Raw genomic sequence first — 15303 nt, 5'->3', positions numbered from 1 at the left:
GTCGACGTCAAGTCTGCCCCACCAGGGTCCTGATCAGTGGCAGAGCGCAGCCAGGCGATCCGCGGCGCCGACGCCGCCCGGCGGGAATCGGGGCCCGGCACGGGGCGCCGGACCCGCCCGCCGTCCCGTGAGAAGCTCCACACCGGCCGCATCATGGCCCTCGCCACACCGCCCCGGCACCAACCCGCCCCACCCGTGACCAGCCCCCTCATAACCGACGCCGGGGCGGGCGCCGGGCCGGCGGCCAGTTGTTCATGCGCCGCCCCATCCACCATGATGATCGCGGCAGGCGCAGCCGTCGGTCACCCGATCGAGCGGTGAATGCGTGGTGAACGGCCGCATCCCGCGATCCGATAGCCTCTGCCGACGTGCCACCCAGCCCTCCGCGGGCGAGGTGTGCCACGCCCGCCGCCCGGGTAGTTCGTGCCGAATGCGGACCGACCGGCGCTGCCTGGTCAGCATCCAAGGAGTGAGTTCGTCTGTCGACCGCCATCCTCACCGGTCCGCCGGTCGCCGGGTCGCCGCTCGAAGCCGACCTGCGCACGCTGGGCTTCGACGTCCGTACGGCCAGTGACCCGGCCGACGTCACCGCGCTGCTCGCCGACGTCCCCGCGCAGGAGCGGGTGGCCCTCGTGGACCCCCGTTTCGTCGGCCATCTGCACGCCCTGCGGCTCGCCCTGACCGACCCCCGCTTCCCGGCCGCCGCGGTGCCGGGCGCGCTCACCGCGCAGCCCGAGGCCCGCGCGGCGCTGGCCCGCGCGGCCGGCCGGATCCCGGTCGGCGCCGGCACCGCCCACCTCACCGACGTCCTCACCGACACCCTCACCGAGGCCCTGGACCGCGAGGACATCGGACTCCACCGCGTCGAGCCCGGCAGCCTGGTCGCCACCGTCGCGCTGACCCCGGCCCAGCGGGACGAGGCCCGGGAAGCGGCCGCCGCCGTCGACGACGAGGCGGTCCGGCTGCGCACCGCCGTCAAGTCCCGCGACGGGTTCTTCACGACCTTCTGCATCAGCCCGTACTCCCGCTACCTCGCCCGCTGGTGCGCCCGCCGCGGCCTCACCCCCAACCAGGTCACCACCGCGTCCCTGCTCACCGCGCTGATAGCGGCGGGCTGCGCGGCCACCGGCACCCGCGCCGGTTTCGTCGCGGCCGGCGTGCTGCTGCTCCTCTCCTTCGTCCTGGACTGCACCGACGGGCAGCTCGCCCGCTACTCGCTCCAGTACTCGACGATGGGCGCCTGGCTGGACGCCACCTTCGACCGGGCCAAGGAGTACGCGTTCTACGCCGGGCTCGCCCTCGGCGCCGCCCGCTGCTCCGGCGACGACGTCTGGGCGCTGGCGCTCGGCGCGATGATCCTCCAGACCTGCCGGCACGTCGTCGACTTCGCGTTCAACGAGGCGAACCACGACGCGACCGCCAACACGAGCCCCACCGCCGCGCTCTCCGACCGGCTCGACAGCGTCGGCTGGACGGTCTGGGTCCGCCGCATGATCGTGCTGCCCATCGGCGAACGCTGGGCCATGATCGCCGTGCTGACCGCGCTGACCACCCCGCGCGTCGTCTTCCTGGCGCTGCTGGTCGGCTGCGCGCTGGCCGCCTGCTACACCACCGCCGGCCGGGTACTGCGCTCGCTGACCCGCCGGGCCCGGCGCACCGACCGCGCCGCCCGGGCGCTCCTCGACCTCGCGGACACCGGGCCGCTGGTCGAGCTGATCTCGCGCGGCGCCCGCGGCCGGGGGAGCACCGGTTCCCTCCTCGCGCCCGTTATGGCGTTTCTCTCGTCCGCGGTGCTGCTGGTGTGGGTGATCTTCCAGAAGAACCCCGCCTCCTGGCCCACCGTCGGCGTCGCCGCCTGCTCCGCGCTGCTCGCCGGCGCGGCCGTGTCCCGCCCGCTCAAGGGCGCTCTCGACTGGCTCGTGCCGCCCTTGTTCCGGGCCGGCGAATACCTCACGGTCCTCGTGCTGGCCGCCCGGTCGGACGCCCCCGGCGCGCTGCCCGCGGCGTTCGGGCTGATCGCGGCCGTCGCCTACCATCACTACGACACGGTCTACCGCATCCGCGGTGGCACCGGGGCCCCACCGCGGTGGCTGGTCCGGGCGACCGGGGGGCATGAAGGTCGGATCCTCGTGGTCACGGCCCTGGCCGCCCTGCTGCCCGACACAGGTTTCACAATCGCGCTCACGGTACTCGCTGTGGTCCTGGCGCTGCTGGTGCTCATCGAGAGCATCCGCTTCTGGGTGTCCTCCGGAGCACCCGCCGTACACGATGAAGGAGAACCCGCATGATCGGCCTCGTGCTGGCAGCCGGCGCCGGACGGCGTCTGCGCCCCTACACCGACACCCTGCCCAAGGCTCTGGTGCCGGTGGGCCCGGAATCGGACGGGGAAGCGAAGACGATCCTGGACCTGACCCTCGGCAACTTCGCCGAGATCGGCCTGACCGAGGTCGCGATCGTCGTCGGCTACCGCAAGGAGGCCGTGTACGAGCGCAAGGAGGCCCTGGAGCAGCAGTACGGCCTCAAGCTCACCCTCATCGACAACGACAAGGCCGAGGAGTGGAACAACGCCTACTCCCTGTGGTGCGCCCGTGACGTGATCGCGGCCCACGACTCGGTGATCCTCGCCAACGGCGACACCGTGCACCCGGTCTCCGTCGAGCAGACGCTGCTCGCCGCCCGCGGCAACGGCCAGAAGATCATCCTCGCGCTGGACAGCGTCAAGCAGCTCGCCGACGAGGAGATGAAGGTCGTCGCGGACTCCGCCAAGGGCGTCCGGAAGATCACCAAGCTGATGGACCCGGCCGAGGCCACCGGCGAGTACATCGGCGTCACCCTCATCGAGGGCTCGGCCGCCGCCGAGCTGGCCGACGCCCTGAAGACCACCTTCGAGCGGGACCCCGACCTCTACTACGAGGACGGCTACCAGGAGCTGGTCAACCGCGGCTTCAAGGTGGACGTGGCACCGATCGGCGACGTCAAGTGGGTCGAGATCGACAACCACGACGACCTGGCGAAGGGCCGTGACATCGCATGCCGGTACTGACCCGCCTCATTCCGTCCCCGGTCGTCGTCGACATCAGCGCCGGCGCCCTGGACGACCTGGCGGGCCTGCTGGCCGATCAGCGCATCTCCGCGTCCGGCAAGCTCGCCATCGCGATCAGCGGCGGCTCGGGGGCGCGGCTGCGCGAACGGCTGGCCCCCGCGCTGCCGGGCGCCGAGTGGTATGAGGTCGGCGGCGGCACCCTGGACGAGGCGATCAAGCTCGCCGACGCCATGAAGAAGGGGCACTACGACGCGGTCGTGGGCCTCGGCGGCGGCAAGATCATCGACTGTGCGAAGTACGCCGCGGCGCGTATCGGCCTGCCGCTGGTGGCGGTCGCGACGAACCTGTCGCACGACGGGCTGTGCTCCCCGGTCGCCACTCTCGACAACGACGCGGGCCGCGGCTCCTACGGAGTGCCGAACCCGATCGCCGTGGTGATCGACCTCGACATCATCCGCGAGGCGCCGGTCCGCTTCGTCCGCTCCGGCATCGGCGACGCGATCTCCAACATCTCCGCGGTCGCGGACTGGGAGCTCTCGCACCGCGAGACCGGCGAGGACCTCGACGGGCTGGCCGCCGCCATGGCGCGTCAGGCGGGCGAGGCGGTGCTGCGCCACCCCGGGGGCGTCGGCGACGACAGCTTCCTCCAGGTGCTGGCCGAGGGGCTGGTCCTCACCGGCATCTCGATGTCGGTGGCCGGCGACAGCCGCCCGGCATCGGGTGCCTGCCACGAGATCAACCACGCCTTCGACATCCTCTTCCCCAAGAGGGCGGCGAGCCACGGCGAGCAGTGCGGCCTCGGTGCCGCGTTCGCCACCCATCTGCGCGGGGACCGGGAAACCTCCGCGCTGATGGTCGAGGTGCTCCAGCGGCACGGGCTGCCGGTCACCCCGGGCGAAATCGGCTTCACCGACGAGGAGTTCGTCCAGGCCGTCGAGTTCGCCCCGAAGACCCGCCCAGGCCGCTACACGATCCTGGAGCACCTGGACCTGTCCACCGACCAGATCAGGGACGCATACGCCGACTATGCCGAAACCATCAGTAGCTGAACTCCGCCCGGTCGTTCACCCCGAGGGCGTGAAGGACCGGCGCAGCGGTGAGCACTGGGCCGGCCGCCTCTACATGCGGGAAATCTCGCTGCGCTGCGACCGGTACCTGGTGAACACCCGGGTCACGCCCAACCAGCTGACCTACCTGATGACCGTCTTCGGCGTCCTCGCGGCACCGGCGCTGCTGGTACCGGGCATCTGGGGCGCCGTGCTCGGCGTGCTGATGGTCCAGCTCTACCTGCTGCTCGACTGCATCGACGGCGAGGTGGCGCGCTGGAAGAAGCAGTTCTCGCTGGGCGGCGTCTACCTGGACCGGGTCGGCGCCTACCTGTGCGACGCCGCGGTGCTCGTCGGCTTCGGCCTGCGCGCCGCCGACCTGTGGGGCCCCGGACGGATCGACTGGCTCTGGGCGTTCCTCGGCACGCTGGCCGCCCTCGGCGCGATCCTGATCAAGGCCGAGACCGACCTCGTCGGCGTGGCCCGGCATCAGGGCGGGCTGCCGCCGGTCAAGGAGGCGGCGTCCGAGCCGCGCTCGTCCGGCCTGGCGCTGGCCCGCAAGGCCGCCGCGGCGCTGAAGTTCCACCGGCTGGTCCTCGGGATCGAGGCGTCCCTGCTGATCCTGGTCCTGGCGATCGTGGACGCGGTGCGGGGCGACCTGTTCTTCTCCCGGCTCGGCGTCGCGGTGCTGGCCGGTATCGCGCTCCTCCAGACCGTGCTGCACCTCGTGTCCATCCTCGTCTCCAGCAGGCTCAAGTGACCGCGGCTCCCCGGATGCGGCTCGGCGCGGTCGTCCTGACCATGGGCAACCGCCCCGACGAGCTGCGCGCGCTGCTGGACTCGGTCGCCAAGCAGCACGGCGATCCGGTCGAGATCGTGGTGGTCGGCAACGGCTCGCCGCTGCCGGAACTGCCCGACGGCGTACGGACCGTCGAACTCCCCGAGAACGTCGGCATCCCGGCGGGCCGCAACGTCGGCATCGAGGCGTTCGGCCCCCACGGCAGCGAGGTCGACGCACTGCTCTTCCTCGACGACGACGGGCTGCTGCCCAACGAGGACACCGCGGAGCTGTGCCGTGCGGCGTTCGCCGCGGACCCCGCGCTCGGCATCATCAGCTTCCGCATCGCCGACCCCGACACCGGGCAGACCCAGCGCCGGCACGTCCCGCGGCTGCGCGCCTCCGACCCGATGCGCTCGTCGCGGGTGACCACCTTCCTCGGCGGCGCGAACGCGGTCCGTACGACGGTGTTCGCGGAGGTCGGCGGGCTGCCCGACGACTTCTTCTACGCCCACGAGGAGACCGACCTGGCCTGGCGGGCGCTGGACGCCGGCTGGCTGGTCGACTACCGGTCGGACATGGTCCTGCACCACCCGACGACGGCACCGGCCCGGCACGCGGTCTACCACCGCATGGTGGCCCGCAACCGCGTCTGGCTGGCCCGCCGCAACCTCCCAGCCGTGCTGGTTCCGGTCTATCTCGGGGTCTGGTTCCTGCTCACCCTCGCCCGCCGGCCGTCGCGGCCGGCGCTGCGGGCCTGGCTGGGCGGCTTCAAGGAGGGCTGGGCCACCGCATGCGGTCCCAGGCGCCCCATGAAGTGGGCTACCGTTTGGCGACTGACCCGACTGGGCCGCCCTCCCATCATCTGACAAGCTCGTATCTGAGAGCATCAGGCGCGAACCGGGGCGAGTCCCCGGCAGCGCACCTTGAGGACGAAAGTGTCTACTGTGAGCGAGACCACGCACGACAGTGCGGTCGCCATGAGTGCCCCGCCATCCGCCGATGAAGGGCTCACGGCGGCCCAGCGGGCCGAGAAGTACGGGCTCGCGCAGAGCGGTGCCCGCCCCAGCCTCGCGGAGTACATCCGGGAGCTGTGGGACCGCCGGCATTTCATCTCCGCCTTCTCCAGCGCCCGGCTGACCGCGCAGTTCAGCCAGGCGAAGCTGGGTCAGGTCTGGCAGGTGGCGACGCCGCTGCTGAACGCGCTCGTGTACTACCTCATCTTCGGCCTGCTGATCGGCACGCGGAAGGGCGTCCCGGACTACGTCCCGTTCCTGGTGACCGGCGTCTTCATCTTCACCTTCACCCAGAGCTCGGTGATGGCGGGTACCCGCGCGATCTCCGGCAGCCTGGGTCTGGTGCGTGCGCTGCACTTCCCGCGGGCCTGCCTGCCGATCTCGTTCTCCCTGATGCAGCTCCAGCAACTGCTGATCTCCATGGGCGTGCTGGTGGCCATCCTGCTGGGCTTCGGCCAGGTGCCCACCTGGTCCTGGCTGCTGGTGATCCCGGCGCTGGCGCTCCAGTTCGTGTTCAACACCGGACTGGCGATGGTCATGGCCCGCCTCGGCAGCAAGACGCCGGACCTGGCGCAGCTGATGCCGTTCATCATGCGGACGTGGATGTACGCGTCCGGCGTCATGTTCAGCATCGACCTGATCCTGAAGGGCAAGCACGTCCCGCACATCGTCGAGGTGCTGCTCTACTCCAACCCCGCCGCGGTCTACATCGACCTGGTGCGGTTCGCGCTGATCGACAGCTTCAAGGCGCACCAGCTCCCGCCGCACGTGTGGGCGTTCGCCGGCGGCTGGGCGGTGCTGGCGGGCGTCGCGGGCTTTGTGTACTTCTGGAAGGCTGAGGAGCGGTACGGACGTGGCTGAGCAGATGGACGCCGTCCAGCCGACGGCAGCGGCGCAGGAGCGGATCCCGACCGTGATCGCGGACGAGCTGCACATCGTCTACCGCGTCTACGGCACCGGTACGGGCAAGGGCAGCGCCACCGCTGCGCTCAGCCGTATCGTCCGCCGCCGGCCGTCGGTGGGCGTGCGCGAGGTGCATGCGGTCAAGGGTGTCTCCTTCACCGCGTACCGCGGCGAGTCGATCGGCCTGATCGGCTCCAACGGCTCCGGCAAGTCGACCCTCCTCAAGGCCGTCGCCGGGCTGCTGCCCGCGGAGCGCGGCAAGGTCTACACGCACGGCCAGCCCTCGCTGCTCGGCGTGAACGCGGCGCTGATGAACGACCTGACCGGCGAGAAGAACGTCGTCCTCGGCGGCCTGGCGATGGGCATGTCCCGCGAGCAGGTCCGCGAGCGCTACGACGAGATCGTCGACTTCTCCGGCATCAACGAGAAGGGCGACTTCATCTCGCTGCCGATGCGCACCTACTCGTCCGGTATGGCGGCCCGGCTGCGGTTCTCCATCGCGGCGGCCAAGGACCACGACGTGCTGCTGATCGACGAGGCGCTGGCCACCGGTGACAGGGCCTTCCAGAAGCGCTCCGAGGCCCGTATCCGCGAGCTGCGCAAGGAAGCGGGTACGGTCTTCCTGGTCAGCCACAACAACAACTCGATCCGGGACACCTGCGACCGGGTGCTGTGGCTGGAGCGGGGCGAGCTGCTGATGGACGGCCCGACCGACGAGGTCATCAAGGCGTACGAGAAGCAGACGGGCAAATAGTCCGTTTGTGGCGGAAGGCCCCCGCGAGTCCGCTTCGCGGGGGCTTCCGAACGTTAAGAGATGGTCAACTCCGCGGATTTCGGGAACGGTTCGGATCTTCGCGAGGTTGATCGGAGCGTTGCCCGGGGCTTCGGCACCCGCCCGGAGGTGGCACGGGTGTACGGCGTAAGCTGTGCAGGTCGCCGAACGGCATAAGTGGTGCAAGTCGGGCGAATCCCTCCCGAGCGGGCGATGAGGCCTCGATTGGAGCGCGTCGCGGACCGCGGCGTGTCCGAAATGGGATGTTTTGGTTTGGCGGTGTAGAACGGGAGACGTGACGGCAATGGCTACTGGTTCGCTCCGGCTCCACAACGCGCCGGGTAGCCCCCGGTGAGTCGTGGAGACGAGCAGGCGCGTCGCGCCTTCCCGCGGAGGGCGGCGTCGGTCGGCGGGAGGGACCAGACGCGCACCGTGCTCGACCAGGCCGCACACGAGAATTTCCCGGTCGCGCCGTTCTTCCTGCCCCGTGCCTGGCGCGCCGATCTGATGGCCGTCTACGGCTTCGCCCGCCTCGTCGACGACATCGGCGACGGCGATCTGGCACCGGGCGGCGGCGATGCCGTACTCCTCGGCCTGGACCGGGCGCAGTACGACGACCGGCCCGCACTGCTGGACGCCCTGGAGGCCGACCTCCACCGCTGCTTCGGCGACCGCGCCCCCGGCCCCGGTCATCCTCTGATGCGCCGGCTCGGCCCGACCGTCCGCCGCTGCGGGCTGACCCCCGAGCCCTTCCTCGACCTGATCGAGGCCAACCGGCAGGACCAGCGGATCAGCCGCTACGGCACCTATGACGACCTGGCCGCATACTGCGAGCTGTCCGCCAATCCCGTCGGCCGGCTCGTCCTCGGCATCACCGGCACCACCAGCCCCGAACGGGTCCGGTACTCGGACGCGATCTGCACGGCGCTCCAGATCGTCGAGCACATCCAGGACGTGGCCGAGGACCTCGGCCGCGACCGTATCTATCTGCCCGCCGAGGACATGAAGCACTTCGGGGTCACCGAGGCCGATCTGGCCGCCCCGACCGGGGGCGCATCGGTGCGCGCGTTGATCGCGTTCGAAGCGGAACGCGCCCTTGAGCTGCTGAATGAAGGCACCCCGCTGGTGGGTAGCGTGCACGGCAGACTCAAGGTGCTGCTGGCCGGCTTCGTGGCCGGCGGGCGCGCCGCACTCCAGGCGGTGGCGACCGCCGATCACGACGTGCTCCCTGGACCCCCCAAACCGACCAAGCTCAGCCTGCTGCGCGAGATGCGGGCGACATTGCGAAGAGAGGGGTGAGTCGGACCGTGGAGGCAACTGCACACGTGTCCGCGCCGGTGCTCGCTGCGTACCGCTACTGCGAGGCCGTCACCGGGCAGCAGGCACGGAACTTCGCGTACGGCATCCGGCTTCTGCCGACCGAGAAGCGCCAGGCCATGTCGGCGCTCTACGCCTTCTCGCGCCGGGTCGACGACATCGGCGACGGCAGCCTTGCGGCCACCGCCAAGCAGCAGCGGCTGGAGGACACCCGCGCCCTGCTCGCCCGGGTCAAGGACGGGGCGATCAGCGAGGACGACACCGACCCGGTGGCCGTCGCGCTGACCGACGCCGCCCGGCGCTTCCCCATTCCGCTCGGCGCGCTGGACGAGCTGATCGACGGGGTGCTGGCGGATGTGCGCGGTGAGACGTACGAGACCTGGGACGAGCTGAAGGTCTACTGCCGCTGTGTCGCCGGGGCGATCGGCCGGCTCTCCCTGGGCGTGTTCGGCACCGTGCCGGGCGCACCGGACGCCGAGCGCGCTTCCGAGTACGCCGACACACTCGGCCTCGCGCTCCAACTCACCAATATTCTCAGGGACGTTCGCGAGGACGCCGGGAACGGCCGGACGTATCTCCCGGCCGAGGATCTCGCCAAGTTCGGCTGCTCGGCGGGGTTCGACCGCCCCGTCCCGCCGCCCGGTGCCGACTTCGCCGGGCTGGTGCACTTCGAGGTCAGGCGCGCCCGTGCGCTGTTCGCCGACGGCTTCCGGCTGCTGCCGATGCTCGACCGGCGCAGCGGCGCCTGCGTGGCGGCGATGGCCGGGATCTACCACCGGCTGCTGTCGCGGATCGCCGCGGACCCGGAGGCGGTGCTGCGCGGCCGGGTGTCGCTGCCGGGCCGGGAGAAGGCGTTCGTCGCGGTGCGCGGACTGTCCGGGCTCGACGCGCGGGCGATCGGCCGCCGGGAGTCCGTCAGGAGGCGCGGGTGATGTGCCGGACCGCGCACACCTGCGGTGATCCGGCCCCGGTGCGGCGAGCAACCCCCCGCCGGGCGGCTGCGTCCATGGCAGGCGTAAGGGGGGAGAGCACATGACATCGGGAGCCATGCTGCCCGGGCGCCTCACCACCCGTCCCTCCGGCCGTCCCGAAGGGGCGGCTGCGGTGGTCATCGGGGGCGGTCTCGCGGGTACCACCGCGGCGCTGGCGCTGGCCGACGCCGGACTGCGGGTCACCCTCGTCGAGGCCCGGCCGCGGCTCGGCGGGCTGGTCTTCTCCTTCCGCCGCGACTCCGCCGCCGGCGAGCTGACCGTCGACAACGGCCAGCACGTCTACCTGCGCTGCTGCACCGCCTACGGCACGCACCTGGGGCGGATCGGCGCGGACGGCCTGGTCCCCCTCCAGGACAGGATGGACGTCCCGGTCCTGGACGCGGACGGCATGCGGCTCGGCCGGCTGCGGCGGACCGCGCTGCCGGTGCCGCTCCACCTGGCCAGGAGCCTGGCGCTCTACCCGCACCTCTCACCCGCCGAGCGGGCCGGCGTGGTCCGCGCGACGCTGGCGTTGAAGGGTCTGGACCCGGCCGATCCCGCGCTGGACGGCGTGGACTTCGGCAGCTGGCTGCGCCGGCACGGCCAGTCGCCGCGCGCCGTCGAAGCGCTCTGGGACCTGGTCGGTATCGCGACCCTCAACGCCACCGCCGGCGATGCCTCGCTGGGGCTGGCCGCCAAGGTCTTCAAGACCGGGCTGCTCTCCGCGCCCGGTGCCGCCGACATCGGCTGGTCCCGGGTCCCGCTGGGCGCCGTCCACGACACGCTCGCCGGCACGGCGCTGCGGAAGGCCGGCGTCCGGATCTCGCTGCGTACCCGCGCCGGTGCCGTCTCCCGCGCCGACGGCAGCTGGCAGGTCGCGGTGGAGAACGGCCCGCACGGCAGGGAAACGCTCACCGCGGACACCGTCGTGCTCGCCGTACCCCAGCGCGAGGCGCACGCCCTGCTGCCCGACGGCGCCCTGCCCGCCAAGGACCGGCTGCTGGACATCGGCACCGCGCCGATCCTGAACCTCCATGTCGTCTACGACCGCAAGGTGCTGCGCCGCCCCTTCTTCGCGGCGGTCGGCTCCCCGGTCCAGTGGGTCTTCGACCGGACCGACGCCTCGGGGCTGGCCGGGGGCGGACAGTACCTGGCCGTCTCGCAGTCCGCCGCGCAGGAGGAGATCGACCACCCGGTCGCCACGCTCCGCGCCCGCTACCTTCCCGAGCTGGAGCGGCTGCTGCCCGCCGCCCGGGGCGCCCGGATCCGCGACTTCTTCGTCACCCGCGAGCGCACCGCGACCTTCGCGCCCGCCCCGGGCGTCGGCAGGCTCCGCCCCGCCGCCCGCACCCAAGCCCCCGGCCTGTTCCTGGCCGGTGCGTGGACCGCCACGGGGTGGCCCGCGACCATGGAAAGCGCTGTTCGCAGCGGCACTGCCGCCGCTCGCGAGGCACTCACCGAACTCGGCTTCCCCCAGGGCCAGTTGCCTCAGGAGGCGGCATGACTACGAGTACGAGCGCTCGCACGAGCACGAGCATCGGAAACAGAGGAGAAACCGTGAACCCGGCTTCCCCAGCTATCGACACCGCGAGGGTCACCGCGCTGCTGGAGCGCGGGCGGACGCTCGCCACCCCCGTGCTGCGTGCCGCCGTCAACCGGCTCGCCCCTCCCATGGACGCGGTCGCCGCCTACCACTTCGGCTGGATCGACGTCGACGGCCGCCCCACCGCGGGCGACGGCGGCAAGGCGGTGCGGCCCGCGCTCGCGCTGCTGTCGGCCGAGGCCGCGGGCGCCGCCCCCGAGGTCGGGATCCCCGGCGCGGTCGCCGTCGAGCTGGTGCACAACTTCTCGCTGCTGCACGACGACCTCATGGACGGCGACGAGCAGCGCCGGCACCGCGACACGGTCTGGAAGGTGCACGGCCCCGCCCAGGCGATCCTCGTCGGCGACGCGCTGTTCGCGCTGGCCAACGAAATACTGCTGGAGCTCGGCACCGTCGACGCGGGCCGCGCCACCCGCCGACTGACCCTGGCCACCCGCAAGTTGATCGACGGCCAGGCCCAGGACATCTCGTACGAGCACCGCGAGCGGGTCACCGTCGAGGAGTGCCTGGAGATGGAGGGCAACAAGACCGGCGCGCTGCTGGCCTGCGCCGTCTCGATCGGCGCCGTTCTCGGCGGCGCGGACGACCGCACCGCGGACATCCTGGAGAAGTACGGCTACCACCTCGGCCTCGCCTTCCAGGCCGTCGACGACCTGCTGGGCATCTGGGGCGACCCGGAGTCCACCGGCAAGCAGACCTGGAGCGATCTGCGCCAGCGCAAGAAGTCGCTGCCGGTCGTGGCCGCGCTGGCGGCCGGCGGGCCCGCCTCCGAGCGCCTCGCCGACATCCTGGCGGCCGACGCCAAGAAGAGCGAGACCGAGATCGCGGACTTCACCGAGGAGGAGTTCGCCTCCCGCGCGGCGTTGATCGAGGAGGCCGGCGGCCGGGAGTGGACCTCCGAGGAGGCCCGCCGCCAGCACGCCACCGCCGTCGCCGCGCTGGACGAGGTCGACATGCCGGAGCAGGTCCGCGCGCAGCTCGTCGCGCTCGCGGACTTCGTCGTCGTACGAGAGAGATGATGACCATCACCACGCAATAGCTCGCAGTCGCCGGCCGGTGCCAGCCGGGCGCCGGCCGACGGAATCCCTGAAGACGCATTGACAGTTCACTGCAGAAGGGGAAGCCATGACAGCGACGACCGACGGAAGCACCGGGGCGCAGCCGCCCCGGGCCCCCTCGGCCGGCGACGCCACCGCCGAAAAGACCGAACAGACCGCGAAGCCCCGCAGGACCGCGAAGGCCCGTGGGACGGGGAAGGCCGGCACGACCGGCAGGGCACGTACCGCCGTGGTGCAGGACACGGTGGACGCCGCACGGGAAGCGACCGCCCGCGCCACCGACCACCTGCTCTCCGTCCAGGACCCCGCCGGCTGGTGGAAGGGCGACCTCGAAACCAACGTCACGATGGACGCGGAAGATCTGCTGCTCCGTCAGTTCCTGGGCATCCAGGACCCCAAGCTCACCGAGGCCGGCGCCCGCTACATCCGCGGCGAACAGCGCGCGGACGGCACCTGGGCCACCTTCTACGGCGGACCCGGCGAACTCTCCACCACCGTCGAGGCGTACGTGGCGCTGCGGCTCGCCGGGGACGACCCCGAGGCGCCGCACATGGCGCAGGCGTCCGCCTGGGTCCGGGCGCACGGCGGAGTCGCCGCCTCCCGCGTCTTCACCCGCATCTGGCTGGCCCTCTTCGGCTGGTGGAAGTGGGACGACCTGCCCGAACTCCCCCCGGAACTCATCTACTTCCCCAAGTGGTTCCCGCTCAGCATCCACGCCTTCGGCTGCTGGGCGCGGCAGACGATAGTGCCACTGACCATCGTCTCGGCCAAACGCCCGGTGCGCCCGGCACCGTTCGCCCTCGACGAGCTGCACACCGACCCCCGCCGCCCCAACCCGCCGCGCCCGCCCGCCCCCGCGACCAGCTGGGACGGCGTCTTCCAGCGGCTGGACAAGGCGCTGCACCTGTACCACAAGGTCGCGCTGCGCAAGCCGCGCGCCGCCGCGATGCGTTCGGCCGCCCGCTGGATCGTCGAGCGGCAGGAGAACGACGGCTGCTGGGGCGGCATCCAGCCCCCCGCCGTCTACTCCGTCATCGCCCTGCACCTGCTCGGCTACGACCTCGACCACCCCGTGCTGCGCAGCGGCCTGGAGTCCCTGGACCGGTTCGCGGTATGGCGCGAGGACGGCGCCCGGATGATCGAGGCGTGCCAGTCCCCGGTCTGGGACACCTGCCTGGCCACCATCGCGCTGGCCGACGCCGGACTGCCCGCCGACCACCCGCAGTTGGTCAAGGCCGCCGACTGGATGCTCGCCGAGCAGATCGACCGGCCCGGCGACTGGTCCGTCCGCAGGCCCCAACTCCCCTCCGGTGGATGGGCGTTCGAGTTCCACAACGACAATTACCCGGACATCGACGACACCGCCGAGGTGGTGCTCGCGCTGCGCCGGGTCCGGCACCCCGACCCGCAGCGGGTCGCGGCGGCGGTCGGTCGGGCGGTGTGCTGGAACGCGGGTATGCAGTCGAGGAACGGCGCCTGGGGCGCGTTCGACGCCGACAACACCAGCCCGTTCCCCAACCGGCTGCCGTTCTGCGACTTCGGCGAGGTGATCGACCCGCCGTCGGCCGATGTCACCGCCCATGTCGTGGAGATGCTCGCCGACGTCGGCCGCGCCCACGACCCGCGCACCCGCCGCGGCATCGCCTGGCTGCTGGCCGAACAGGAGCCCAGCGGCGCCTGGTTCGGGCGCTGGGGCACCAACTACGTCTACGGCACGGGGTCGGTACTGCCGGCGCTCGCCGCGGCCGGCATCCCCGGCTCGCACCCCGCCGTCCGACGGGCCGTCAGCTGGCTGGAGCGGGTGCAGAACGAGGACGGCGGCTGGGGCGAGGACCAGCGCTCCTACCAGGACAAGGAGAATTGGGCAGGGCGCGGCGCCTCCACCGCATCGCAGACCGCCTGGGCGCTGATGGCGCTGCTCGCGGCCGGCGAGCGGGACGGCACGGCGGTCCGGCGCGGGGTGCGCTGGCTGGTGGACACCCAGCTGCCGGACGGCTCCTGGGACGAGCCGTACTTCACCGGTACCGGCTTTCCCTGGGACTTCTCCATCAACTACCACCTCTACCGCCAGGTCTTCCCGCTGACGGCCCTGGGGCGCTATGTCAACGGCGGCCCGGCCGGTGTGCCGGTGGAGGCCTGATGCCGAGACGGCCCCCGCCGGACGCGGATCCGCCGCTGCTGGTCGCCTGTGCGCTCGGCATCGAACGGTTCGCGCTGCGGGGCGGTGACGGCGGGGCAGCGGACTCTCCCGTGGTCACGCTCCGGACCGGCATGGGCCCCCAGGCGGCGGAACGCGCCATCGCCGCCGCGCTGGGTGAGGGCTCGGCCACCGCGGATTCCCCCGTTGTGGCCAGCGGTTTCTGCGCCGGGCTGGCACCCGGGATGCGGCCCGGGGACGTGGTCGTCGCGGCTGCGACGCGCGACCACCGGGCCGGCGTGCCGGACGTGCCCTGCCGGGACAACGGTCCGCTGCTGCGGGCCCTGCGGCAGCGCGGGCTGCGGGTGCACACCGGACTGCTGCGCGGCTCCGGCCATGTCGTACGCGGCGCGGAGCGGGCCGCCCTGCACGCCCAGGGCGCCATCGCGGTGGACATGGAGTCGGCCGCCACGCTCGGGGCCGCGGTGCGCGCCGGCCGCCGACCGGTTGCGGCCGTCCGGGTGGTCGTGGACGCTCCAGAACATGAACTCGTACGCATCGGGACCCTGCGCGGTGGAATATCGGCGTTCCGGGTGCTGCGCTCCGTGGCTCCGGTTTTCTTTGAATGGCACCGTTCTTTGCTGCTCCCCAGGAGGTGA

14 protein-coding genes are annotated in these 15303 nt (G+C 72.1%); all 14 read left to right on the top strand.

The window, feature by feature from the left end; all coding sequences use genetic code 11:
* The first annotated feature begins 36 nt into the window (after positions 1–36).
* Positions 37–321, top strand: coding sequence for a hypothetical protein (locus IEZ17_RS06915; protein ID WP_189297446.1), 285 nt, complete (start codon positions 37–39; stop codon positions 319–321).
* Positions 322–479: 158 nt separating this feature from the next.
* Positions 480–2288, top strand: a complete 1809-nt coding sequence (locus IEZ17_RS06910; protein ID WP_189297687.1) for a DUF5941 domain-containing protein — start codon at positions 480–482, stop codon at positions 2286–2288.
* Entirely contained in the window at positions 2285–3043 is a 759-nt protein-coding gene (locus IEZ17_RS06905; protein WP_189297444.1) for a phosphocholine cytidylyltransferase family protein, read from the top strand. Before IEZ17_RS06910 ends, IEZ17_RS06905 begins: the two co-directional genes overlap by 4 nt.
* Positions 3031–4092, top strand: coding sequence for an iron-containing alcohol dehydrogenase family protein (locus IEZ17_RS06900; RefSeq protein ID WP_159507079.1), 1062 nt, complete (start codon positions 3031–3033; stop codon positions 4090–4092). Before IEZ17_RS06905 ends, IEZ17_RS06900 begins: the two co-directional genes overlap by 13 nt.
* Positions 4070–4849, top strand: coding sequence for a CDP-alcohol phosphatidyltransferase family protein (locus IEZ17_RS06895; RefSeq protein ID WP_189297442.1), 780 nt, complete (start codon positions 4070–4072; stop codon positions 4847–4849). The genes IEZ17_RS06900 and IEZ17_RS06895 overlap by 23 nt, the downstream gene beginning before the upstream one ends.
* 14 nt (positions 4850–4863) lie before the next feature.
* Positions 4864–5736 carry a glycosyltransferase family 2 protein gene (locus IEZ17_RS06890; RefSeq protein ID WP_189297685.1) on the top strand — a complete coding sequence of 291 codons (873 nt, stop codon included), beginning with the start codon at positions 4864–4866 and terminating at the stop codon, positions 5734–5736.
* 78 nt (positions 5737–5814) lie between these two features.
* A complete protein-coding gene (locus IEZ17_RS06885) occupies positions 5815–6744 on the top strand; it encodes an ABC transporter permease (RefSeq protein ID WP_189297440.1) in 930 nt (309 codons plus the stop codon).
* Between the two features lie 4 nt (positions 6745–6748).
* Complete coding sequence (locus IEZ17_RS06880) at positions 6749–7540, top strand: ABC transporter ATP-binding protein (RefSeq protein ID WP_189297683.1); 792 nt, start codon at positions 6749–6751, stop codon at positions 7538–7540.
* A 450-nt stretch (positions 7541–7990) separates the two neighbouring features.
* On the top strand, positions 7991–8857 hold the full coding sequence (gene hpnC, locus IEZ17_RS06875; protein ID WP_189297681.1) for a squalene synthase HpnC: 867 nt from the start codon (positions 7991–7993) through the stop codon (positions 8855–8857).
* A complete protein-coding gene (gene hpnD, locus IEZ17_RS06870) occupies positions 8854–9807 on the top strand; it encodes a presqualene diphosphate synthase HpnD (protein WP_189297438.1) in 954 nt (317 codons plus the stop codon). Before hpnC ends, hpnD begins: the two co-directional genes overlap by 4 nt.
* 100 nt (positions 9808–9907) lie before the next feature.
* Positions 9908–11350: a hydroxysqualene dehydroxylase HpnE gene (hpnE, locus tag IEZ17_RS06865; RefSeq protein ID WP_373299740.1), complete on the top strand. Its 1443-nt coding sequence runs from the start codon at positions 9908–9910 to the stop codon at positions 11348–11350.
* Between the two features lie 53 nt (positions 11351–11403).
* Positions 11404–12468 (top strand): polyprenyl synthetase family protein, encoded by a 1065-nt coding sequence (locus IEZ17_RS06860; RefSeq protein WP_189297436.1) that lies wholly within the window; start codon positions 11404–11406, stop codon positions 12466–12468.
* 106 nt (positions 12469–12574) lie between these two features.
* On the top strand, positions 12575–14647 hold the full coding sequence (gene shc / locus IEZ17_RS06855) for a squalene--hopene cyclase (protein ID WP_189297434.1): 2073 nt from the start codon (positions 12575–12577) through the stop codon (positions 14645–14647).
* Positions 14647–15303, top strand: coding sequence for a phosphorylase family protein (locus IEZ17_RS06850; protein ID WP_189297432.1), 657 nt, complete (start codon positions 14647–14649; stop codon positions 15301–15303). The genes shc and IEZ17_RS06850 overlap by 1 nt, the downstream gene beginning before the upstream one ends.

It is taken from the genome of Streptomyces albospinus, assembly GCF_014648695.1.
Taxonomy (GTDB): Bacteria; Actinomycetota; Actinomycetes; order Streptomycetales; family Streptomycetaceae; genus Streptomyces; species Streptomyces albospinus.
This window is presented reverse-complemented; position numbering and strand designations above follow the sequence as displayed.